Origin of the sequence: Thiomicrorhabdus aquaedulcis (assembly GCF_004001325.1) — a bacterium.
GTDB lineage: Bacteria > Pseudomonadota > Gammaproteobacteria > Thiomicrospirales > Thiomicrospiraceae > Thiomicrorhabdus > Thiomicrorhabdus aquaedulcis.
This window is the reverse complement of record NZ_AP018722.1, coordinates 1,349,376-1,372,796: the sequence shown is the minus strand read 5'-3', so window position 1 is coordinate 1,372,796 and position 23,421 is coordinate 1,349,376. Positions and strand designations below refer to the sequence as shown.

Annotated in this window: 28 protein-coding genes; 5 read left to right on the top strand and 23 right to left on the bottom strand. The window is 43.1% G+C overall.

What is annotated here, in order from left to right; genetic code table 11:
- The first annotated feature begins 91 nt into the window (after positions 1-91).
- The 4 genes from EP181_RS06275 to EP181_RS12400 all read left to right on the top strand — a co-directional run bounded on the left by EP181_RS06275 (position 92) and on the right by EP181_RS12400 (position 3,426).
- Positions 92-1,021, top strand: coding sequence for a cupin domain-containing protein (locus tag EP181_RS06275; RefSeq protein WP_232023354.1), 930 nt, complete (start codon positions 92-94; stop codon positions 1,019-1,021).
- Positions 1,022-1,146: 125 nt separating this feature from the next.
- Complete coding sequence (locus tag EP181_RS06270) at positions 1,147-1,803, top strand: response regulator transcription factor (RefSeq protein WP_232023353.1); 657 nt, start codon at positions 1,147-1,149, stop codon at positions 1,801-1,803.
- Between the two features lie 59 nt (positions 1,804-1,862).
- On the top strand, positions 1,863-2,510 hold the full coding sequence (locus tag EP181_RS12405; RefSeq protein WP_232023352.1) for a hypothetical protein: 648 nt from the start codon (positions 1,863-1,865) through the stop codon (positions 2,508-2,510).
- 205 nt (positions 2,511-2,715) lie between these two features.
- On the top strand, positions 2,716-3,426 hold the full coding sequence (locus EP181_RS12400; protein WP_232023351.1) for an ATP-binding protein: 711 nt from the start codon (positions 2,716-2,718) through the stop codon (positions 3,424-3,426).
- Between the two features lie 53 nt (positions 3,427-3,479).
- On the opposite strand, the gene EP181_RS06260 is transcribed toward EP181_RS12400, so the two are convergent.
- Positions 3,480-4,757, bottom strand: coding sequence for an SPOR domain-containing protein (locus tag EP181_RS06260; RefSeq protein WP_127470890.1), 1,278 nt, complete (start codon positions 4,755-4,757; stop codon positions 3,480-3,482).
- Positions 4,758-4,847: 90 nt separating this feature from the next.
- On the opposite strand from EP181_RS06260, the gene EP181_RS12680 reads away from it, so the two are divergent.
- A complete protein-coding gene (locus EP181_RS12680; RefSeq protein ID WP_269471127.1) occupies positions 4,848-4,976 on the top strand; it encodes a hypothetical protein in 129 nt (42 codons plus the stop codon).
- 22 nt (positions 4,977-4,998) lie between these two features.
- Here the strand turns inward: EP181_RS12680 and EP181_RS06255 are convergent, their stop codons facing one another.
- The 22 genes from EP181_RS06255 to serC all read right to left on the bottom strand — a co-directional run bounded on the left by EP181_RS06255 (position 4,999) and on the right by serC (position 23,345).
- Entirely contained in the window at positions 4,999-5,415 is a 417-nt protein-coding gene (locus tag EP181_RS06255; protein ID WP_127470889.1) for a YchJ family protein, read from the bottom strand.
- A 1-nt stretch (position 5,416) separates the two neighbouring features.
- Positions 5,417-6,049: an MATE family efflux transporter gene (locus tag EP181_RS12395; RefSeq protein WP_232023349.1), complete on the bottom strand. Its 633-nt coding sequence runs from the start codon at positions 6,047-6,049 to the stop codon at positions 5,417-5,419.
- Complete coding sequence (locus EP181_RS12390) at positions 6,046-6,357, bottom strand: hypothetical protein (protein WP_232023348.1); 312 nt, start codon at positions 6,355-6,357, stop codon at positions 6,046-6,048. The genes EP181_RS12395 and EP181_RS12390 overlap by 4 nt, the downstream gene beginning before the upstream one ends.
- A gap of 17 nt (positions 6,358-6,374) precedes the next feature.
- Positions 6,375-6,920: an MATE family efflux transporter gene (locus EP181_RS12385; protein WP_232023347.1), complete on the bottom strand. Its 546-nt coding sequence runs from the start codon at positions 6,918-6,920 to the stop codon at positions 6,375-6,377.
- A 28-nt stretch (positions 6,921-6,948) separates the two neighbouring features.
- Positions 6,949-7,293 (bottom strand): hypothetical protein, encoded by a 345-nt coding sequence (locus EP181_RS06245; protein WP_127470888.1) that lies wholly within the window; start codon positions 7,291-7,293, stop codon positions 6,949-6,951.
- A 272-nt stretch (positions 7,294-7,565) separates the two neighbouring features.
- Entirely contained in the window at positions 7,566-8,219 is a 654-nt protein-coding gene (locus EP181_RS06240) for an NUDIX domain-containing protein (RefSeq protein ID WP_127470887.1), read from the bottom strand.
- A 3-nt stretch (positions 8,220-8,222) separates the two neighbouring features.
- On the bottom strand, positions 8,223-9,299 hold the full coding sequence (alr, locus tag EP181_RS06235) for an alanine racemase (RefSeq protein WP_127470886.1): 1,077 nt from the start codon (positions 9,297-9,299) through the stop codon (positions 8,223-8,225).
- A 72-nt stretch (positions 9,300-9,371) separates the two neighbouring features.
- Positions 9,372-10,823 (bottom strand): replicative DNA helicase, encoded by a 1,452-nt coding sequence (dnaB, locus tag EP181_RS06230; RefSeq protein ID WP_127470885.1) that lies wholly within the window; start codon positions 10,821-10,823, stop codon positions 9,372-9,374.
- Between the two features lie 211 nt (positions 10,824-11,034).
- The gene (gene rplI, locus EP181_RS06225; RefSeq protein WP_127470884.1) at positions 11,035-11,481 is read right to left on the bottom strand and encodes a 50S ribosomal protein L9; all 447 of its coding nucleotides are present in this window, start codon (positions 11,479-11,481) and stop codon (positions 11,035-11,037) included.
- 127 nt (positions 11,482-11,608) lie between these two features.
- Positions 11,609-12,382 carry a hypothetical protein gene (locus EP181_RS06220; RefSeq protein WP_127470883.1) on the bottom strand — a complete coding sequence of 258 codons (774 nt, stop codon included), beginning with the start codon at positions 12,380-12,382 and terminating at the stop codon, positions 11,609-11,611.
- Between the two features lie 40 nt (positions 12,383-12,422).
- Positions 12,423-12,590, bottom strand: a complete 168-nt coding sequence (rpsR, locus tag EP181_RS06215; RefSeq protein WP_232023573.1) for a 30S ribosomal protein S18 — start codon at positions 12,588-12,590, stop codon at positions 12,423-12,425.
- A 62-nt stretch (positions 12,591-12,652) separates the two neighbouring features.
- Positions 12,653-13,054 carry a 30S ribosomal protein S6 gene (rpsF, locus tag EP181_RS06210; protein WP_127470882.1) on the bottom strand — a complete coding sequence of 134 codons (402 nt, stop codon included), beginning with the start codon at positions 13,052-13,054 and terminating at the stop codon, positions 12,653-12,655.
- 159 nt (positions 13,055-13,213) lie between these two features.
- Positions 13,214-13,939, bottom strand: coding sequence for an orotidine-5'-phosphate decarboxylase (gene pyrF / locus EP181_RS06205; protein ID WP_172959711.1), 726 nt, complete (start codon positions 13,937-13,939; stop codon positions 13,214-13,216).
- A 127-nt stretch (positions 13,940-14,066) separates the two neighbouring features.
- Positions 14,067-14,399, bottom strand: coding sequence for a LapA family protein (locus EP181_RS06200; protein WP_127470881.1), 333 nt, complete (start codon positions 14,397-14,399; stop codon positions 14,067-14,069).
- An 82-nt stretch (positions 14,400-14,481) separates the two neighbouring features.
- Entirely contained in the window at positions 14,482-14,787 is a 306-nt protein-coding gene (locus EP181_RS06195) for an integration host factor subunit beta (RefSeq protein WP_127470880.1), read from the bottom strand.
- Positions 14,788-14,927: 140 nt separating this feature from the next.
- Positions 14,928-16,589, bottom strand: coding sequence for a 30S ribosomal protein S1 (gene rpsA / locus EP181_RS06190; protein ID WP_127470879.1), 1,662 nt, complete (start codon positions 16,587-16,589; stop codon positions 14,928-14,930).
- Positions 16,590-16,880: 291 nt separating this feature from the next.
- Positions 16,881-17,582: a (d)CMP kinase gene (cmk, locus tag EP181_RS06185; RefSeq protein ID WP_127470878.1), complete on the bottom strand. Its 702-nt coding sequence runs from the start codon at positions 17,580-17,582 to the stop codon at positions 16,881-16,883.
- Positions 17,582-18,928 carry a 3-phosphoshikimate 1-carboxyvinyltransferase gene (gene aroA / locus EP181_RS06180; RefSeq protein ID WP_127470877.1) on the bottom strand — a complete coding sequence of 449 codons (1,347 nt, stop codon included), beginning with the start codon at positions 18,926-18,928 and terminating at the stop codon, positions 17,582-17,584. Before aroA ends, cmk begins: the two co-directional genes overlap by 1 nt.
- Positions 18,929-18,982: 54 nt before the next feature.
- Positions 18,983-19,852: a prephenate dehydrogenase gene (locus EP181_RS06175; RefSeq protein ID WP_127470876.1), complete on the bottom strand. Its 870-nt coding sequence runs from the start codon at positions 19,850-19,852 to the stop codon at positions 18,983-18,985.
- Positions 19,849-21,024: a histidinol-phosphate transaminase gene (hisC, locus tag EP181_RS06170; RefSeq protein WP_127470875.1), complete on the bottom strand. Its 1,176-nt coding sequence runs from the start codon at positions 21,022-21,024 to the stop codon at positions 19,849-19,851. The genes EP181_RS06175 and hisC overlap by 4 nt, the downstream gene beginning before the upstream one ends.
- A gap of 63 nt (positions 21,025-21,087) precedes the next feature.
- Complete coding sequence (gene pheA / locus EP181_RS06165) at positions 21,088-22,179, bottom strand: prephenate dehydratase (protein WP_127470874.1); 1,092 nt, start codon at positions 22,177-22,179, stop codon at positions 21,088-21,090.
- 71 nt (positions 22,180-22,250) lie between these two features.
- Positions 22,251-23,345 carry a 3-phosphoserine/phosphohydroxythreonine transaminase gene (gene serC, locus EP181_RS06160; RefSeq protein WP_127470873.1) on the bottom strand — a complete coding sequence of 365 codons (1,095 nt, stop codon included), beginning with the start codon at positions 23,343-23,345 and terminating at the stop codon, positions 22,251-22,253.
- Between the last annotated feature and the right edge of the window lie 76 nt (positions 23,346-23,421).

Here is a 23,421-nt window from a genome sequence, read left to right as displayed (position 1 = left end):
CAAGCCCATTATTAAGTGTGCCTTTTGATGGAAATTTACAACCACACGTTCTATAATCTTAAGCAAAATATAAATGAGAGTCACTTAAATCATGAATCGTATCCAAGTTGAACACATTCAAGAAGTTGCCCAACAGCAGTGGGAACGCCAAGCCGAGGTTAAAGAATACATGTCAGCGGTTAATCCGCCAATGCCTAAAATTGCGGTAACCGATTACCCAAGTGCATTGCATAAAACCGGCGGCACAGCGGTCATCCCGTTTGATTTGTCCAAAGATCTTAAAACCGCTTACCCCGCAACCTCGCCTAACTTGATGGCCAACTACATTCATATTTGCCAGGGCGACACGCTCAAAACTGATGTGGGTGCCACCTCACAAGTGTTCTACGTTATACGTGGCCGTGGCCGTACCCAAATGGCTCAAGGCACTATTGAGTGGAAAGAAGGTGACTTATTTACCCTGCCTGCCCTACCCGATGCTTTGCACAGTGCCACCGAAGACAGTGCGTTTTATTGGGTGCATGATGAGCCTTTACTAAATTATTTAGGCGCGGTACCCAGTAAACCAAAATTTGAACCCGTGTTGTACACAAAAGAACGCTTAACCAAAGAGTTGGCAGAAGTGCGTAAAATTGCTGAAGGCCGTAACCGAACTGGCTTTTTGCTTTACAACCCAAACTTTCCTTTGACCATGACAATTACTCACACCTTGTGGGCCTTGTACAATGTTTTGCCAGCAGGTGTGGTACAAAAACCCCACCGTCATAACTCAATTGCATTAGACTTTTGTGTGTCTGCTGGTTCAGAAACTTATACTTTAATTGGCAAAGAACTCGATGAAAATGGCCAGATTATTGATCCAATCAAAGCCATGTGGACACCAGGCTCGGCCTTTATTACGCCTCCAGGCTGGTGGCATTCTCACCACAACGACTCGGCTGAAGATGCGATTGTATTGCCTATTCAAGACGCTGGTTTAATTATGAATATGCAAGTATTGGATTTTCAATACGTTGGTTAATATGAACGTTGTCAATGTGACTTAAGGGTCTCTTTAAGTTTATTTAAAATTTGTTTTACATCTAACCAGGCCTGGTCAACGCTTTTTTTGCATTGACCAGGCCTAGTTATTTAGGATTATGCAACATGCACAACACCGATTATCGTATTGCCGTTATTGAAGACGACCCTATTCAGTTAGAAACCTTGGTGCTGGCTTTGCAACAGCAAGGTTTTGTGGTTGAGGCGTTTAATAATCGAATTAGCGCCGAACAGCGCTTTGCCCAGTCTTTGCCAAATCTTGTTATTTCCGACATTATTTTGGGTGCTGAAATGGACGGTGGTTTTGATCTTGCCAAACATTTATTAAGTTACAACCAACCTATTCCCATTATTTTTCTGTCAGAACGCCAGTCCGAGTTTGACATTTATACCGGCCACGCTTTGGGCGCTATTGATTATTTGCCCAAGCCTATTAGTTTAAATGTACTGATGGTTAAGGTTAAAAACTTATTGCGTATTACGGCAAGCCCCAAACCTAAAGTTGACGAAAATCGTTCAAAAATCATAAACTTAACGCTTGCTAACGAAAAATTTAAAGCGTATTGGCATCAAAAACCTTTAGATTTAACCGCCACCGAGTTTGAAATGCTCAAGCAATTTGCCAATGCAGGCGAAGGCAGTGTGGTCTCTTACGATTCATTACAGGCTTCAACTCAAGGCGTGGTAGAACGCAATACCATCAACACCCATATTTGTCGTATTCGTAACGCGTTTAAAAAATTACCCCTGACTTTAACCTAATACACAATGAATACGGACGTGGTTACAGCTGGCAAAATAAGGAAGAGTAATAATTTTTTATGAATCGGCTTCTCCGACCGTTTAAAACACCCGTTAATGCGCGTATTTCGATAAGAACACGTTTTTTTATCCTGCTATTATTGCTGACCATTTTGCCTTTTTTAGCCTATCGTTTTGCCATTGATCTGCATCGCATAATGCTGAACAATCAGGCGATTGTTCAGCAACAAACTGTTGAAAACCTTGCATTAATTTTAGAAAATCGTACCGATTTATGGGCTTTGCAAATTCAAACTGGCAAGCCGACTCGATTGTCGCATCTTAATCTAACCAACTCAGTGCTTTGGGTGGTGAACGAAAAAGGGCAAACCACCTATGTGGTAGGCGAACTGCCTTCTAAAGAGGCCAATGGTCACAATGATTTTTTTACCATGGTGGGCAAAAGCCTGATTAAAACGCTGGCAACTGTCATCCCTTACTCTTTACCCTACCCCTATCCGCAAAGTGAAACTCCCGAAATCAACCTGATTGCTAACGCTTTAAAAGGCAAAACAATACAGCAATATCGAATGGATTACCAACAGCAGCCCATCTCTTTAATGTCTGCTACCCCATTAATGATTAAAAATCGCATCATTGGCAGTATTGTGCTTGAGCAACGCATGGAAACCCTATTTAGCGAAACTTTTAATTATTTTATCGCTTAATTGGTATTGGTGGGCTTATCTTTTTTATAGTGATTATTGGCGCCATTTTGCACACGGCCGCGCTGTCTAACCGAATTATTAGGCTAGACAATGATGTTAAAAAACCTTTAACCTTAAAGGACGTTTAACCGATTTAGAGTTTCCAGACAGTCGACTGCGTTTTTATCAAGATGAACTATCGGATTTACGCCACCATATACACGAAATGTTAAAACAACTCGGCGCATACGAACGTTATCTTAAGCAGTTGCCTAAAACCTTGCGGCATGAACTCCACAATCCACTCAATAAATTGTCTATGTCACTCACGTTGCTTGACGGTGAGTTTAAGAGCAACCAGCTTGATTATGCGCAACACGCTTTGGCGCAGTTAAAGCAAATTATTTTTTCATTGTCCGAGGCCACCAGTATTGAAGACAGCTTAAACAGCCAACCACCCGAACCTTTTAGGATTGGCGTAATGCTTAATCATTACATGCAAAACACCATTGCACTGCACCCTGATTGGTCTTTGGCGGTAGAAAATACCATTAGCCCTGAGCAAAAAATATTGGGAGATGGTTTTATGCTTGAACAATTATTGGATAAGTTAATCAGTAACGCCAAAGATTTTAGCGACAATCAACGACCTATTACGGTTAAAGGCTGGACAGAAGATCAAACTGTTAAAGTCTGTGTTGAAAACTCGGGACCCGAACTGCCCAGTGGTTATGAGCAGCAAATATTTGATGGCATGACTTCAATACGCACTTTAAATCAAGACGATCAAGCGCACTTAGGATTAGGGTTGCACATTGTGAAGCTTATTACCGACTACCACCACGGTAAAGTTTATGCACAAAATATGACATTTACAAAAAACCCCGACATAAGCGGGGTTAGGTTTACCATTGAATTGCCGTTGCTGAAGTCTTAGAGATTAATGCTTAAGCCTTGCCCTAAGTGTCATCTTAAAGCGCTTTAAATCAATTACTCTACGCGACTGGTAATGTCGCGAATTTTACGCACCCATGGTGCAATGCCAGTTTGTTCTTTAAACTCGCGGGCTATTTTTTCGGCTTCTTTACGGCTTACAAATGAACCGCTGACCAACACATAACTTTTAACATTATTACGGGTTTGCGAAATAATTTTGGTATCGGTTAACTGTTTTTGCTTAATCATTCTATTCAACAGGGCTTGCTCATTAGTGCTAGCCAATTGCATGGTGTAATTTAACGGTGGCTCGTTCATTAACCACTGCACATCGGCCGTGTAATTTTTTAAAGGTTTTTGTGCGTCAACCGGTTTAGCAGGCACCGCAGGTGCTTCGGCTACTTTAACCGCCGAGACAACGGGCGCTTGCACTGTGGGTGCTTTAACGTCATTAACACTGGGTACATTAGGCTGTGTAATGCTTTGTTCGGTTGGTTTTGACGCCAGTAAAGCTCCTGTCACAAGGCCGGATTGCGCGGTTGTTTTAGGGGTTGTTTGCAATAAATGATTAAGAATAGTTTCGAGCTTTTGATCAATTTTTTGTTCGAGAGCCGCTAATTTAACATCTAATATTGCTTCTGTGACTTGATTAACTTGGGTTTGTGCGGTCACTTGTTCTTGCAAGCTAATAGGCAGCTCTAAAGCATTATCATTAGCCGGTTCGGTGTTGGCAGTGGCGGCTTGAGCCGAAGGTACAACGGCGGTGATGTTTGTAACGGCTTGCGCTGCCAGTTGTTGCTGAATGTCGTTTAATCTACTTTCAAGTAACACGACTTTATCTTCTAACTTAATAAATAGCTCAGGATTTCCACCGCCAGACAGCGTTTGTTGCAGTTGGGTCATGGAGTCTTGCAGTGTTTTTATTTCGCCCAAACTTTCTTCTTTTACCGATTCTAATTGTTTGTTAATGGTTACATACGCTACATACAGCACACCCAGGACTGTTAGCATAAGTGACAGCATTAAAATAACCCCAATATATGAGATTTTATTATTTTGATTCATAGTGTTATTACCTGATAGACTCGCACTCTTGGATGCTTGAGTTTTACTGTTATTTTGATTGTTATTTTGATTGTTATTTTGATTGTTATTTTGATTGGGTACGGGAGATTTAGGCATCACTTCTTCTGCCGCACTTAACCAATCTTTTAGAGTGTGACCGCTGTCAATAGTGGGTTCGCGTTGAGAAGAAATTTTGTGGGCTTGAGATTCAATCGCTTCAAGAAGTTTTGCGCGCTCGGTTTCAAGTTCAGAGATGGTTAACGACATAATGAGTTCAACAAACCGTAAGTTAAAAGAGGTTTTATTGTAGAATGCTTAGCGTTAAAAAGATACTTTAAAAACTTATAGGAGGCAAAAATGCCTGATATACAAAGCGTTGGGTGGGCTTTACTGATTACATTTGGTTTTGTCAGTGTGTCTATTGTCATAGTTGGTTTGGCCATGTGGTGGGTACATCATTTCTTTAAAAACAAAGACGAAGTATAAATTGGCAACTGCATTAAATTAATTACTGCACATCGCCATCCACATAACACCAGTGGCCTAGTGTGTTGCGGGTAAAATAACTTTTTTCTTGCATTACGCCCGCAACATTATTAATTTGATAATGCGCGCTAAAACTAACCCAACCTTCCCGCATCTTGCCACGGCCTTTTACGCATTCATGAACGTGCAATTTTTGCCAAATTAAGGCATCGTCAAGCTCAAATGCTTCTTGACCAGGCCTGGTTGATTCGCACCACGTGCTGAGTAAGTATGATTTTAAGTGTAATGAATATGCGACAAAGCGTGCGCGCATTAATGCTTTTGCGGTTGCAGGAAAGGCAAGTTGCGTGTGATATCTATGACAGCAAACATGGTAGGTTTTGTTAGAACCACACAGGCATGGCTGTAATAAATAAGATTGTGTTTTAAAAGGGCTCATATTAAATTTCGCTTGAGGGTACTGTTTTAAGCGGTAATACAGTTGTAAAGGTCACGGCCAAGATGCGTTTTAATCGCCAAACCAGTAATATGGCCGCCAAACCCAATCCCAATAAAATACCCAACCAAAAGCCCTTAACACCCATTGGATCTCCCAAAACGTGGGTAAATGCCATTAAATACCCTAACCCTAATCCAACGCCCCAATAGCTTACAAATGTAACCAGCATGGTAATTTGGGTGTCATGCAGGCCTCTTAACGCACCAGCGGCCGCGACTTGAATTGCGTCAAACACTTGATACAGGGCGGCAAATACCAATAAACTGGCCGCCAAAGCAAGAACTTGAGGGTCTTGAGAGTAAATGGCCACAATTTGATGATTGAATACATAAGTAAAGACCGCTAAAAATACGCCCATAACAATCGCCATACTCATGCCACTGACCAGGCTGATCCAAACTTGTGTTGGGCTGTGCTGACCAAATCCATAACCTACCCGAACGGTAATGGCCATAGCCATGCTTAAAGGCAGCATAAACGCCAGTGAGGTAAAGCTAATGGCCACTTGATGCCCTGCTATTACCACTGAACCCAATTGTGCGATAAATAAGGCAATAAAACTAAATAAGCTCACTTCAAAATAAGTGCCATGGCATTTGGAAAGCCTAGTTTTAAAATGGGATACACGCCATTATTCCAATTAATATGCCATAGTTTGGCGTGCGTTGGGTTTAATAAAGTTAACTCAGTTAGTAAAATAAAAGGCCTGGTAATCGGTGATCTAAACACATAAATTAAACCAATCGCAAACATTGACCACATCACCAACGCGGTGGCCACACCGCAACCAGCCGCACCCATTGCTTGCACTGGGCCGTAGCCATAAATAAACAGCGCATTAAGTGGGACGTTTATCAACAAGGCTAAAAAGCTTATCCACATAGTGGGTAAGGTTAAACCTAAGCCTTCCCAAAAAAACGTAAAGCTTGATACAGCGCCACACCCGGCAGCCCCATTGCCACATAAAACAGATAATCTTGGGTAAGTTGGTAGACTTGCGGTGTTAAATTGAGCAGATTAAGTAACCACTCTAAGTTTATCAATACCACTAAACTGATTAAACCCAGTGGAATAGACAGCCATAATCCCTGAAATAAAAAACGACTGATAATCAAGCGTGTGTCGGTATTGAGTGCGCTATTAATGTTTGGAGCACGCTGTTCATTTGGTTGTTGTGCGCTCTGATGTAAATCCCCTTGTCCAAGAGACTTTGCCACAATGGGCGTTAACGCCAACAGTATTCCGGTTGAGAAAATAAACACCGGAAACATAATGCTAGACCCCAAACCAATCGCTGCCAAGTCAGCTGTGCCCACCCAACCCGACATAATAGTGTCAATTACCCCCAAGCCGGTGAGTGCAAGTTGGGCTAAGAAAATGGGAAACGCCAACTTCATTAACAAACGTGTTTCGTGGGTTAAAGCCGCAATGTTTAATCTGCTCAAGGATGTGTTTAACATTATGTATTTAACATTAGGAAGTTGGGTTATTGGGCGTTTTTAGCGGCGTGGAATTTAACGCAGCATCGGTGTTTAACGTATGTTTTTGCCAATACGCTTGGCCGTGTTGCGCTTCAAGGGTGCTGATTTCATGTTCATCTGTAGGGCTATCCACCAATGTAGATGCCTCTTGCAACTGCACCATGGCTTGCGGTAATAAGTAAATAAACGCTACTTTTATGCTCCAATAAATCATCGCATAGACCACTACGGCTAAGGACAGAACTAATGGCAGACCAAACACTAAATCAACGATGACGGCTTCGCCTGTGATTATTTTTGAATTAACGATTTTTCTATAAACGTAAAGTGCATCCAAAACAACACACCCAATAGACTTAAAGCCACCACATATGGATTAATTTTGGGGTGAATATGGGTATTCTTAAACAAACAAAACATAATAAAACCTTTAAACGTATGGGTTATTGGGCAAAAATTATTAATAATTTAAGGCTTTTGGTTACAAAATGAGCAAATGGATAAATGGGCTAAAAGAGCTAAAAGAACTAATAAGTCGTTGTTAGCGGTCATTTATCGTTTTAAATTGCAATTTTTAATTCATGAAACCGTTGCGCTAGTGCAAGGGTTTCATTGTGATTCTCTTTGAAAGAAAAGCCATTGCAGGGCAATAAAGGTAGTTGCTACGTTAAAACGTGCCTCACGTAAAGCCTGTTTGGCCTCACCATAAGACAGGGTAACCACTTTAATGTCCTCTACATGATTTGCTAAGCCAGCAAACTTGGGCAACTGGCTCGAGTCTATGTCAGCCGCATAAAGGTAAAGCATCTCATCACACCCACCTGGGCTGGGATAGAGTTGGCAGATATATTCTAACGTGTCTACCGTAATCCCCGCTTCTTCCTGCACTTCGCGTATGCCCGCTTGTTCGGGGGTTTCTCCAGCATCAATCATGCCGGCCACAGGCTCAAGTAACCAGGCCTGGTCTAATTCAATTACGTGATTAATAGCTGTGCCTATGTTAGTTTTGGATTCAGGCAATGCACAACGATGCAAAACAGCGCCAGGTCGACATTGCTCTACCAAAACCACCTGCTGACGGCGTGAATCATACAGCAACACCACAACGGCTTCTCCGCGACAAAAAACTTCGCGCTCTATGGGCGCAGACCAATTGCCTTTGTAGAGCGAATGCTTAAAACGCAGGCGACAAAGTTTAAAGAAACCGTCAAACTCTGTTTTAACAGACTCAATCAGAATTTGTTTTTTTTCGTTATTAATCATGGGTTAATGTATCTCAATCATAGGCACACGCTGAGTAACACCGCACAGCAATTCATAGCCTATGGTTCCGGCATAGCGCGCTACTTCGTCTACCGACACATTCTTACCCCAGCACTCAACCACATCACCCAAAGCAACGTGCTCGGCCATTGTTGTTAGGTCAATCATAATCATGTCCATAGAAACACGACCAATTAATGCTACCCTTTGTCCTTTAATCCATAAAGGTGTACCACTTGGTGCATGACGTGGATAACCGTCACCATAACCCATTGCAACCACACCCACTAAAGTAGTGTTTTGAGCCGTCCAGGCATTACCATACCCTACCGACTCACCTGCGCTGATCCACTTTAACGCTATAATTTCAGAGGATAAAGTCATGACCGCGCGCGCATCCAGCTGTTGTAAATTGCCCGCACCGTACAATAATATTCCAGGACGAATCCAGTCAAACTGAGCTTGGACAAGCTTTTGAACGCCCGCAGAATTAACGACACTTTTAGGGTAGTTCAAGTGATTAAACAAGCTGGCAAAACAGCTTAATTGCTGCTGTGTAAACTGTTGAGCCTGCAAACTGTCCTCGTCAGCACTGGCCAAATGCGTCATTACATGAATAGGGTAACGCTTGACCAAGGGTTGCAGTTTAGACAGTACATTGGGGACTTCATCGGGCAAAAACCCTAAACGGTGCATGCCAGTGTCAACTTTAATCCAAACATTAATGGTGTTTTCGAAAGTATTGTCCAGCAACCAATGTAATTGGTGAGAAGCGTGCACAACCACATCAATACGATGCTGAGCGGCTAAGTGCAGTTCAGCTTCAGAAAAAACGCCTTCTAACAGTAAAATACGGTGTAAAAACCCTTGTTGGCGCAAATAAATGGCCTCATCCATCGAGGCTACCCCAAAACCATCGGCTTTAACCAATTGCTGTGCAACTCTATGCATGCCATGGCCATAGCCATTGGCTTTAATAACAGCCAATACTTTGCTATGAGGTGCCAGTGATTTAATCAGCGCTAAATTATGTTTAAGGGCTGAACAATCAATTAGCGCCTTGGCAGGACGGTATGTCATTAAAATTCCATATAAATTAAGACTGCGTTAAATACATTCATGATTGACCAGGCCTGGTCAATCATGTGCTGTTCAATAATGACTTTCTGGCACATCGTAACCAGAATGATTGTCAAAACGAGTGTATTCACCAATAAAGGTAAGTCGTACCATGTCCAGCGCACCGTTACGATGTTTACCTATAATAATTTCAGCGGTGCCTTTATCTTCACTTTCTTTGTTATAGACCTCGTCGCGGTAGATGAAAATAATCAAATCCGCATCTTGCTCAATGGCACCAGACTCACGTAAATCGGACATGATTGGACGTTTATTAGGGCGTTGCTCTAAACTACGGTTTAGCTGGGACAAAGCAATAATGGGTACATTCAACTCTTTAGCCAAGGCTTTTAAACCGCGCGAAATCTCAGAAATTTCGTTTACACGGTTTTCGGCGTTGGCTGAGCCACGCATTAATTGAATGTAATCAACCACAATTAAACCTAAACCTATTTCTTTAGTTTCGGGTTTTTCAATGCCCGCGGCTAGAGCCTCTTTTCGCTGCAACACCCTAACGTCTTTATCAATTCTGCGCGCACGGGCTCTTAACTCAGTGATCATTAAAGAGGGCGTATCGTCAATGTACACCTTAGCTTTGGATAAAATATTAATGGCCTTATTTAACTTAGGCCAATCGTCTTGCTGTAATTTACCTGTACGCATTCGACCAGCGTCAATCCGTCCAATAGAACTAATCATACGCATTGCCAAGGATTCACCCGGCATCTCCATACTAAAAACGGCCACAGCAGCGTCGTTTTTAGTGGCAATATTTTCAGCTAAGTTCATCGAAAAGGTGGTTTTTCCCATCGATGGGCGGCCAGCCACAATAATTAAATCGGCTTTTTGCAACCCAGCAGTCACTTCATCAAATTTAGTTAAATGAGTTTCTTGACCAGTAATAGAGCCTTCTGTGTTAAATAACTCATCTATTTTATTAATGGCCGACTCTAACAACATGTCCATGGTTTTGTATTGACGTTCTTTGCCTTCGCCGTGTTCGGCAATCGCCATAATTTTAGACTCAGCAATATCAAGCACATCTCGAATGTCTTTACCTTGCGGAAAATAAGCGGTTTCAGCCACTTCATTAGACGCCTGAATTAAGCCTCGCAAAATAGATTTATCACGAACTATTTGTGCGTAATACAAAATATTGGCCGCACCCGGAGTATTTTTGAGCAATTGCACTAAATAATCTCGGTCACCAGCGAGTTCAATTTGTCCAACCGAGCCCAAATAATCCACGACAGCTACCAAATCAAACGGCTTATTATTGCGACTTAATTCATTAATGGTCGAAAAAATTGCCTGATGCTGTTTGGTGTAAAAGTCCGTTGTGTTAACCACCGCGGCAACATCATCAAACGATTCATTAGACAGCATTAAACCGCTTAAAACAGATTGTTCAGCCTCAATAGAATGAGGCGGCACTTTAAATAAAGTGTCAGAATTATGAGTGTTTTTGGACGTATTTTTATTCATAGGACAACGCTTTAAAACCGTTTAACAAGCAAGGGCGTTATTATAGCAAAGGTAGGATAGTAAGAATGGGTTTAGAGTCTTAACCACGTCCATCAAGAAGCAATTAATGAAGCAATAAATTTTTAATAAAATTTAAGCAAAAAAAAACAGAGGCAATCGAAGAATGCACTCTGTTTTTAAGTTTAAAACTGCTTAATTAAAACAAATTTTATTAAGCCGCTTTAACGTCAACTGTAATTGAAGCAATTACATCTGTGTGTAATTGAACGTCAATTTCATATGTTCCTACATGACGCAGAACACCCTCAGGCATACGTACATCACGACGAGCCACATCAAAACCAGCGGCTTTTAATGCATCTGCAATGTCTTGCGTTCCAACCGAACCAAATAATTTACCTTCGTCACCTGAAGAGGCTTCAATAGTTACTACTTGACCGTTTAGATTTTCGTAAACACCTTGCGCAACAGCCAATTCAGCTGCGGCCGCTTTTTCTAACTCAACACGCATAGCTTCAAATGCGGCTAAATTATCTTTAGTTGCAGACTTAGCTTTTCCTTGCGGAATCAAAAAGTTACGAGCATAACCCGACTTTACTGATACTTGGTCGCCTAATCCACCAAGATTTGATACTTTTTCAAGCAGAATAACATTCATGGCTTAAACCTCTATATTGTCTATTTTTCCCATCGGCTTCTAAAATCAACCCACATGTCGATTAGACCAATAGTTGCTAACATCAACATTGCTTGTGGAAACACCAGTAACAGTAAATACAAAACGACTAACCATGCGGTGTGCATTTTTTAACAGCCAAGGTTTGATGCGCAATAGCTAAGCCTTGAAACATCAAACCAACCATAACAATCGTGGAAAGATCTATAACGATCCTAAACTCAAACACCACTGCTAACAAAGCTAAAACAATAGCAGCATAAGCGGTGCTTTTGGGCAGTCTTAATTGATAAAAATCAATTTTAAATTGCCCTGGATGGTAGAGCGAGCTTTGCCAGTAACGTGCAATAAGTACTATCGAGTACCAAAGCACTACAGCAAACACAGCCAATAACATGGTTACCATACCTGCAAAAATCTTAACGGATTCTGCCTCGTAAACCACTTTAGACGCATCTAAAATGGGTAACACATGTTGGCTAAACAGCTCTAACCACCAATCTTGTGGGTTTGAGATCAATAAATAGAATCCCAAAACACCAATTCCAGACATAATCATGGCCACCTGGAGCGTTGACGCAAGAGAGTTTGTTTGTCGTAAAACCAAACTAAGCACCCATACCGGCAACATATACTCCATAACCGAAATAAAGCCAGGCCAATAACTACCCGACAACATTACGGTTAAAAATAAATGGCTAATCACACCCCAAGCCAGAGCTTGTATTCCTTCAACCACGCCAACTCTTAGCGTGATTAAAGCAATGATTGCGCCGACTAAAATTCCAAATGGCGCAATCCACACACTGATAACAGAAAACAATAAGACTGAAACTAAGGCCTGATAACGACCTTTCATTGCAAAACTAGCGATTCCCTGCATGCAGCCCCTGTTAAACCCAGTGTAACGACAAAACAATCAATTATTTATGTTGATCAGTATATGGCAACAATGCAATGTAACGCGCACGTTTGATTGCAGTTGCTAATTGACGCTGATACTTAGCACTAGTACCTGTAATACGACTTGGTACAATTTTACCGGTTTCGGTAATATACGCTTTCAAGGTATCTAGGTCTTTGTAATCAATTTCTTTTACGTCGTCTGCAGTAAAACGACAGAATTTTTTCTTCCGAAACTTCTAGCCATTTCTTACTCCTTAAAATCACGAGGTTCGCGAGAATCGCGGTTGTCATAAGATTCGCGGGTATCACGACGCTTGTCAGAACGCTCTTCTTTCTTGCCAGCCATAATAGAAGGAGCAACTACCGCTTCTTTAGTTCTGGTAACCATGCTACGTAAAACGGCATCGTTATAATAGAATGCATTTTCTAACTCATCTAACGCCGCTTGTGAGCATTCGATGTTCATTAAAATATAATGGGCTTTGTGAACCTTGTTAATTAGGTAAGCCAATTGACGGCGACCCCAATCTTCTAAACGGTGAATCTGACCACCAGACTGTTCGATAAGAGCGCGGTAACGCTCTAACATGGCAGTAACCTGCTCACTTTGATCAGGGTGCACTAGAAATACGACTTCATAATGACGCATTCAATATCTCCTTATGGATGATAAAACAGTTTCCTATTACGTATTGACGTAAAGTGAAACAAGGAAATTCAAGCACTACACTTGAAAGCGGCGAATTATAATGAAAAAAAGCTATTTATACAAGCCTAATCAATTATTTATACTTTAAGTTATAAGCCATCAACAAATTGATTGGTTAATTTCACGTAAGGTTTGTACAGGGTCATGAGAATGTGTAATGGGGCGGCCAATTACTAAATAACTCGAACCAGCCAGTATGGCCTGTTTGGGAGTCATAATTCGTTTTTGGTCATTACTAGCACTGCCCTCTGGTCGAATCCCAGGTGTTACCAGGCAAAAGTCACTGCCTAAAGCTGAACGTAATACACCAGCTTCTTGTGCCGAGCACACTACACCGTCCATGCCCGAGTCTTTAGCCAATTGCGCTAAACGTATTACGATGTTCTCAGGGGTGCCCACTAACCCTATTTCATTTAAATCGTCCTGCTCCATACTGGTTAAGACTGTTACGGCAATCAGTAAAGGTTTGTTCTCAAACTCAAGTAAAGCGTCGTGTGCGGCCTGCATCATTTTTCGCCCACCTAACGCGTGAACATTAACCATCCAAACCCCCATGCGCGCGGCAGCTTGAATTGCTTTGGCAACGGTATTGGGAATGTCATGGTATTTAAGATCTAAAAAGACATCAAATTTTAAGGCTACTAAAGCTCTAACCAACTCTGGTCCAGCGACCGCAAATAACTCCTTCCCTACTTTTAAACGGCATAAGCTCGGGTCTAAGGTCTTTACAAAATCTAGTGCAGGCTGAGCCTCGGCAAAATCAAGAGCGACCAAGACTTTTGGGTCAGCTATATTGGATACAGGATGGACGGCGTGGGAGTTCATAAAAATCTCTAAGTAATTGGTTTAGTGTTTGGGGTTGTGTCAAAAAAAGATAAAGGTAATGTTTAGTGTAATAGAGACCTTTGCACGAGTGGATGTGCGGCCAAAAATGGTTAAAATTTTCCTGCTTTTATTTCAAATTAATCATACTGTTAGCTGGTTTTTTTAATTCTGCTTGTGATTCAAGATTAAACTTTTTAAGCTGAATAATTTCATCGGCTTGTTTTTGATTTAATTTAATTTGTTTGCGCAAATGCCATTTAATGCGAATAATTTGCATAGAAATAATTAACGCGCCTAAAAGAAAACCAGCAATAAAGAAAAGAGTTAGTACTAAACTTAATGGCAAAGTAGGCTTTATTAAAAAAAGATTTAATTCAACAGGTGTCGCATTTAATACACCAAGAGAAATGCCTAGCGCCAAAACTACCAGCGTGACAATAAGAGAGAGTAACTTAAGCATAGATTGCTCTTTGTTTATGGTAAAACAAGAATTATAGAGCAATAAACAAAAAGGGGCTACCAAAGTAGCCCCTCTTTTTTATTCAAACTAGAATGTCAGTACTTTCTTTAGATGCATCAACTCGCTCTCTTAAAGACTTTCCAGGCTTAAAGTGCGGAACACGTTTATCAGAAAGGGTTACCGTTTCACCTGTTTTAGGATTGCGGCCCACTCTAGCTTTTCGATGATGAAGACTGAAGCTGCCAAAGCCACGAATTTCAATTCGTTCACCTTTAGACAAGCTATCAATCATCGCATCTACAATTTGATTCACGGCAATTTCAACATCCTTTTGTGTAAACTGAGTCTGTTTTCTTGCAATGAGTTCAATTAATTCTGACTTGGTCATTTGATATTGCTCTTTTTATCTCTTACAAAGAGAGTCTTCAAATATTGAACTTAAGACCAAAGAATGGCTCAACGAATGTTGAGCCACAAAAGACTTGATAAACGCCCTTTTTAAAAAGGCGCTAAAAAGAACTCTTCAGATTACATCTTATCCTTGAACAGATCACCAAAAGTAGTTCCGGCAACAGGTGTTTGATCCGTGTAACCTTTAATGGCTTGCGCTTCTTCTTGAGCTTCTTTCGCTTTTACAGACAAAGAAACTGAACGGTTTTTGCGGTCAATGTTGGTGATTTTGGCAGATACTTTATCGCCTTCTTTTAGAATGCTTGAAGCATCACGCGTGTCTTCTAGTAATTCTGATGCGCGTAAGTAACCTTCAACTTCAGGACCTAAATCAATCACAGCACCTTTGTCATCAACAGATTTTACAATCCCTTCAACAATGCTGCCTTTACCGTTTTCAGCTACAAACTGACCAAATGGGTCTTGCTCTAACTGCTTAAGACCTAAAGAGATGCGCTCGCGATCAGGATCGATTGATAGAATAACTGTTTCTAGTTCATCGCCTTTTTTGAAGTCACGAATCGCTTCTTCACCAGGTTGATTCCAAGAAATGTCTGTTAAATGAACCAAACCATCAATCCCGCCGTCTAAACCAATGAAAATACCGAAGTCAGTAATTGACTTGATGTTTCCAGAGATTTTATCGCCTTTCGCGTGAGTGGCTGAGAAGCCTTCCCACGGATTAACAGTGCACTGCTTGATTGACAAAGAGATACGACGACGTTCTTGATCTACATCAAGAATCTTCACGCGTACTTCTTGTCCAAGGTGAACCACTTTAGACGGGTGAATGTTGCGGTTAGTCCAATCCAATTCTGACGTGTGAACCAACCCTTCAATACCATCTTCGATTTCGATAAATGCGCCGTAATCGGTGATGTTAGCCACTTTACCAACGGCTTCAGAACCCATTGGGTAACGAGCAACCATGTCTGCCCATGGATCTTCATCAAGCTGCTTAAGACCAAGAGAAACACGGTTACGTTCTTTGTCAAACTTAAGAACTTTAACGTCAATCTCATCGCCCACTTGCACGATTTCAGATGGGTGATTAACACGACGCCATGCCATGTCAGTAATGTGCAATAGACCATCAACACCACCCAAATCAATGAATGCGCCATAGTCAGTTAGGTTCTTAACGATACCTTTAAGCACTGAACCTTCTTCCATGTTGGCAAGAATAGCTTCACGCTCTGCAGAGCTTTCTTGTTCGATAACGGCACGACGTGAAACCACCACGTTGTTGCGTTTACGATCAAGTTTAACTAATTTCATTTCAACTTCTTTGCCTTCTAGGAAGCCAAAGTCGCGGATTGGACGAATATCCACAAGTGAGCCTGGTAAGAAACCACGCACGCCTTCAACATCAACCGTTAGACCACCCTTAACTTTGCCAGTAACCAAGCCGATAACGACTTCGCTGTTTTCCATAGCGGCTTCAAGACGATCCCAAGTTTTAGCACGTTTTGCTTTTTCACGAGACAGACGAGTTTCACCCGATCCATCTTCTAGCATTTCTAGATAAACTTCGACTTCATCGCCAACAGCTACTTCTAACTGACCGTTTGCGTTTAGGAACTGAGACTTAGGGATGGCTGATTCAGATTTCATACCTGCATCAACTAAAACGGTTTCTTTATCAATACCAACAACCGTACCAATAATTAAAGAACCGGTGTTGTAACGACCTTGTTGTAAGGACTCTTCAAATAATTCCGCGAAAGATAATTCACTCATGGATAACATTACCAATAGTTCAAGCCGACTGCTAATCTCAAATGGGAGTATTAAACAGCAGTCGGGTCAATTAATTAAGGTTGGCCTCCCAATGGCCAACTAAAATAAAATCCCCAGTTTCTACAATAGAAACCAGGGATTCAAAAAACGTCAATCAATACAGTGGGGTGTAAAACAAAAGAAGTATTAACGAAAAAGTTATTACCAAGTTATTACAGATACCGCTGTTGAAAGTTAACTCACATCTACCTAAGTTTTAAAGTTTGGCTTGTATAAGGCTGGCTTTAAAACTTATTTTATTAAACCTTTTTGCCACAACAAGGACATAGCCTGCTGGCAAACGTCTTCGATGCTTAAGTGCGTAGTATCTAGAACCACTGCGTCTTGGGCTGGTTTAAGAGGCGCTGCAACACGATTTGAATCGCGTTCATCGCGTTCTTGGATGTCTTGAGTTATTTTGCGAATATTAGCATTAAGTCCTTGGTTTTTCAACTGATTAACGCGTCTTTGTGCTCTAATTTCGGCCGAAGCGGTTAAATACAGTTTTACGGGTGCGTCTGGAAACACGACTGTACCCATGTCACGACCATCTGCAATTAGCCCTGGGGCTTGTGCAAAGGCTTTTTGACGCGCTAATAACGCACTGCGAACTTCGGGGATTGCGGCGAGCGTTGAGGCTACCGCAGCCACTTCTTCTGTGCGAACCGATGCAGTGACATCGACGCCGTTGTATAAAATACTGGTGGACATAAATTCAACCGGTAAATTTAACGCCAAATTGACCAGGCCTGGTAGATTTGTGCCGTCTAAACTATTTTGCACTGCGCCATACGCTAAAGCGCGATAAATAGCTCCACTGTCTAATAAATGAAAACCGGTTTTGCAGGTTAAATACTGCGCCAAGGTTCCCTTGCCGACCCCACTGGGGCCATCAATGGTAACGACGGGGATGATGGGGTTAGACTCATTGGAATGTGCATTAAACAAAGACATTATAAATCGCCCTTAATAACGTCTACCTGCATGCCGACCTGATTAATTAACTTAATAAACGTTGGAAACGAGGTGTTTACATTGGCGCAATCGTCAATGGTTAGCTCAGCCACCGCATTTAAACCCGCGATGGTCATGGCCATAGAGATTCTATGATCGTGGTGACTTAAAATAGTCCCCTTTTGAGCCGTTTGCACGCCACCATTAATCACCATGCCGTCTTCGGTGGGTACAGCATCAATACCAACGGTGTGCAGCGCATCGGCCATGACTTGAATGCGATCCGACTCTTTTACGCGCAGCTCTTCTGCACCGGTTAACACCGTTTGACCTTGTGCTGTGGCCGCGACCACAAACAACACTGGAAACTCATCAATCGCTAACGCCACCAACGCTTCTGGAATGGCAATGCCTTTAAGGGGTGCATAGCGTACATGAATGTCTGCAACGGGTTCGCCGCCGACTTCATGCGGGTTTTCAAGCGTAATGTCGGCACCCATTAATTTTAAAATTTCGACAATGCCTACTCGTGTTGGGTTCATGCCAACGTGCTCAATGACCAAATTAGAGCCTTTGGATACCGCGGCGGCGGCCATAAAAAACGCCGCCGATGAGATGTCCGACGGCACATCAATAGGACGCGCCGTTAATCGCCCGCCGCCTTGCAAGCACGCCTGAGTGCGTTGGCTGTCTAGTTTAGTGCTGTGTACCGGATAACCAAAACCATTCAGCATGCGTTCGGTATGGTCACGAGTGGGTGCTGGTTCGGTTGTGCACGTTGTGCCTTGCGCGTACAGACCGGCCAGCAACACACAAGACTTAACCTGTGCACTGGCCATGGGCAAGGTGTAGTCAATTGCTTTGAGCGAACTTGTTCCGGTGCCTTTTATTTTTAATGGAGGAAAGCCCCCAGGTGCCGTTTCAATATTGGCACCCATTAAATTTAAGGGTTCGGTGACGCGTTTCATCGGGCGTTTGGAGAGCGACGCATCGCCAATTAACTCACACTCAAAGTCTTGACCAGCCAAAATTCCGGCCATTAAGCGCATGGCGGTGCCAGAGTTTCCCATGTCTAAGGGGTGCAGCGGTTTTTTAAGCCCTTTTAATCCAACGCCTTCAATCGCTACGCGTCCATCCTGCGGTCCTTCAATGCGCACGCCCATCGCCTGAAAAGCCTTAAGAGTGGCCAAGCTGTCTTCACCTTCTAAGAACCCTGTAACATGCGTAGTGCCTTCTGCAATCGCGCCTAACATAATACTGCGATGTGAAATTGACTTGTCGCCAGGCACTCGAATACGACCTGTAATGACGCCACCGGGTTGAACTTTAAACTTTACATTTGCCATAGTATTTTCTTTAAGTTTGTTTTTTAAGTAGGGTATTAAGTAGGATATTAAATTTTATTTTTTAACAATATGTTCATCACGCGCGGCTTTGGCCTCAGAAAACAGATGGTGCAATGCAGGACCATCTTTAGCGTCAACCAATTCAATTAAGTGGCCAATGGCATTTTGATAGTGTTTAAGCCATTTACTGATGGCGTCGCTATTGTACAAGGCAATGTCACGCCACATTGTCGCGTCACTGGAGGCAATACGGGTAAAGTCTCTAAACCCTCCGGCGGTGTACTGAAACACATTACCAAGTTCATCATGCTCATTTAATAAATCCACTAAGGCAAAGGCCAATAAGTGCGGCAGGTGACTGGTGGCAGCCAAGACTTCATCGTGATACGCCGGAGTCATTGTTTGCACATTAGCCCCCAATGCTTGCCATAGGGATTGCACTGTTTGCAGTGCCGCCGCATCGGTGTTTACCGTTGGCGTTAAGATAACCCGATGCGCTTTAAACAAGTCTTCACAGGCGGCTGCCACACCCGATTGCTCTTTGCCGGCAATAGGATGACCGGGTACAAATGTACTGGGCAGTTCACCAAACACGGCTTGCACCGCCTCGACCACGCTCATTTTTGCACTGCCAGCATCGGTAATAATGGCGTCGGCTTTTAAAAATGGCTGCATGTCACGCAACACAGTTTGCATCACCCCTAAAGGCACGCTCAGCATAATTAAATCGCTGTTTTCTACCGCCGTTTTAATGTCGGTGCTAAAAGAGTCAATGACGTTTAAATCAACCGCCAATTGTAGGTTATCGGCATTGTGTCCGTAACCGACAATTTCATCAATTAAGCCTAACTTTTTTAACCCCAAAGCAAACGAGCCGCCAATCAGACCCACGCCAATAATGGTGATTTTATGCAGATTTTTCACGCCTGTTGCTCCTGCAAGCTGGCGCGCAACGCCTCAATAAAATGGGCATTTTCTGCGTGTGTACCAATCGAGACGCGTAAAAATTGCGTTAAACCGTAATTGGCCACCGGGCGAACAATCACCCCTTTTTGTAAGAGCATTTGATTGATTTTTGCCGCCTTCTCACCTAGGTTTATGCATAAAAAATTGGCTACCGAGGCAATCGACTCAATGTTTAACTCGTTTAGAGCGGTGATGATTTGCTGCATGCCCTGCTGGTTAAGCGCCACCCCTTTTTGCACAAATTCAGCGTCTTTTAGCGCCGCTACGGCGGCGACTTGCGCCAACTGATTAATGTTAAACGGTGCACGTAACTGGTTTAAATAGCCAATTATCTCTGGCGTGCCCGCCATGTAACCCACGCGCAATGAGGCCAAGCCGTACGCTTTAGAAAAAGTGCGCGACACCAATACATTAGGATGGGCGTTTATATAAGCCATACCGTTTAAATAGTCTTGTGCGTTAACCGCCGCTTGGGCGTATTCAACGTAAGCCTCGTCCAATACCACAATCACGTGCGCGGGAACACGGCTTATAAAAGCCTCCCAGGCCTGGCGATTAAACAATGTACCGGTTGGGTTATTGGGATTGGCCAAATACACCACTTTGGTTTTAGCGGTAATGGCGTTGGCCATAGCGTCTAAATCGTGCCCCCAATTTTTGGCCGTTACCTCGACCCCCGTAGCCCCAACTACTTGCGCCGAAATTGGGTATACGGCAAACGCGTATTGCGAGTAAACAATTTCATCACCCGGCCCCGCAAAGGCACGTGCCACCAGTTCAAGCAGTTCGTTTGAACCATTGCCAATCACCAATTGATTGGTTTGACACTTTAGAAAATGAGCCAATTCGGTTTTTAACTCATAAGCACTGCCATCGGGATAACGCGCAATGTCCACCAAGGCTTGGTGAATAGCCTCTAATACCTTGGGGCTTGCGCCCAATGGGTTTTCGTTAGAGGCTAATTTGGTGATGCGTGTTAACCCCAGCTCGCGTTGTAATTCGCTAATGGGTTTGCCCGGAACATAGGGATGAATTCCCAAAATTTGCGGCAAAACCACCTCTTTAAAAGAGGACGTTAACGCGGTGGGTGTTGAAGCTGTTGAGTGTACTAATGGTGCTGGCTGCGACATCGAAATTGGGACTCTTTAATAATTCTTTAACGTTCGTTTAAATCGTAAACTTACATCGACACTTTACAAAGGCGACACCGGAAACGAACCAATCAACTTAAAATAAGCGGCTTTATTCGCCACATCGTGTAAGGCTTGCTTTACATTGGCGTCGTCTTTGTGCCCTAACACATCAATAAAAAACTGGTAATCCCAAGCTTTATTGTGAGTGGGTTGCGACACAATGCGCGTCATGCTGATGTTACGATCACCAAAGCACGCCAAAATATCCAACAAGGCACCCGCCTTGTTTTGAATCGACACAATTAAGGCGGTTTTGTCTTCGCCACTGGGGTGCGTCATCTCTCGACCAATCACCCAAAACTTAGTGGTGTTGTCGCGCTGATCTTCAATGTCCGACTCTACAATGCGCAAGTTATAGAGTTGAGCCGCTTGCTTAGAGGCAAGCGCCGCCAAACTTTGATCAGCTTGCGCCATTTTGGCCGCCAACGCATTGGAGTTTACCGCCAGAACCTCAGCCCACGGTAAGTTGTTTTTAAGCCACTGTTCGCACTGCCCCAAAGCTTGCTGATGCGCGACCACTTTTTTAATCGCATCGGGTTCTTGCGCGTTGGACAGCAAACAATGGTGAATCGCCAATTCGACTTCACCAGACACCGTTAAAGGTGTGCGCACCAATTGGTTTTGGGTGGTTTTAACCACACCTTCACTGGAGTTTTCGACCGGCACCATGCCGTAATTGGCTTCGCCTTTTTCAACAACGCTAAACACCTCTTCAATGGTGGAGACCGCCATAGGATGCGCCGAGGAACCAAACTGCTTGATCACGCTGGCGTGCGAATAACTGCCCTCTGGCCCTAAATACGCCACAGTAATGGGGTGTTCGAGTGCCAAACAGGCCGACATGATTTCACGAAATAATTTGGCCATTTCATTGTCCGGCAACAAACTGGTGTTGCGCGCTTTAACCGCTCGCAACACTTGCGCTTCGCGCTCTGGGCGATAAAAAACCGCGCTGACATTGCCCCCTTGGGTTTTAATGTCAGCGACTTTTTGCGCACACGCCGCACGTTGACCAATCAGTTCTTGAATTTGCTGATCGATTGCATCAATTTGATTGCGAATCTCAGTCAACTGCGCTTGTTCTGTTGTCATCTCTGGCCTATTTTGAGTGTTGATTTTTAATAATAATTTAACCGCGCCCGTAGCGTTAGGCGATTAGGCAATTAAGCGTTTTGTGCCGCAAATTGTTCTAAAAATGCAATTAACGCCACCACACCGGCTTCGGGCATGGCGTTATAAATGCTGGCACGCATTCCGCCAAACGCTTTATGACCTTTTAAACTGAGAAGGCCTGCGGCTTTGGCTTGGCTTAAAAAGTCCGTCTCTAACGCTGGGTTTTTAAGCGTAAAAGTCACATTCATCCACGAGCGTTGTGCGGGGTGAATGGGGTTGTGGTAAAAGCTGGATTGGTCTAAATAGTTGTACAACAAAGTGGCTTTACGTTCATTAATTTTAGCCATTTGCGCCACGCCACCAATCGATTGCAACCATTCAAACACCAGGCCTGCTAAGTACCAAGAGTAAGTAGACGGCGTGTTAAACATCGACTCATTATTTGCGTAAACCTGCCAGTTTAATAATGTAGGCGTGTCGTCACGGGCATAACCCAAAAGGTCTTCGCGAACAATCGCAATGGCCATTCCGGCCGGACCAATGTTCTTTTGCGCGCCCGCGTAAATCATGGCGTAACGACTTACGTCGATTTCACGGCACATAATATTAGACGACATGTCGGCAATCACCGGTTTGCCTTGGGCAAAAACAGCCTCTAAATGGCTGGTTTGCATCTCTAAACCAGTAATGGTTTCGTTCACGCAAATATGAATGTATTTAGCATTTTCACTAAAGTGCCATTCTACCGGGTCGGCGATGGTCACAGGATTATCAAGCTCACCGCCGGTAACCACGTTTACGTGCACAAAACGTCGCGCCTCAACAATGGCTTTGGTTGACCACACGCCGGTGTTTAAATAATCAACTGTGTCGCCAGGTTGGGTTAAATTTAACGGAATGGCCGAAAACTGCATGGACGCGCCACCGTGTAAAAACAATACTTTGTAGTTACTCGGAATGGCCATTACTTGACGTAAATCGGCTTCCATTTTATGCGCCAACGCCATGTATTCTTTTGAGCGATGACTCATTTCCATTACCGACATACCGGTGTTTTGCCAGTTTAAAAACTCGGCGGCCGCTTGCTGCATTACGGGTTCGGGCAACATGGCCGGACCGGCACTAAAATTATACGCTCTTGTCATGGAGGATTTTCCTTAGCAAAGATTTCTTTCAAATAATCTAAAAGGTAAAACAATAAATGACCAGGCCTGGTCATTT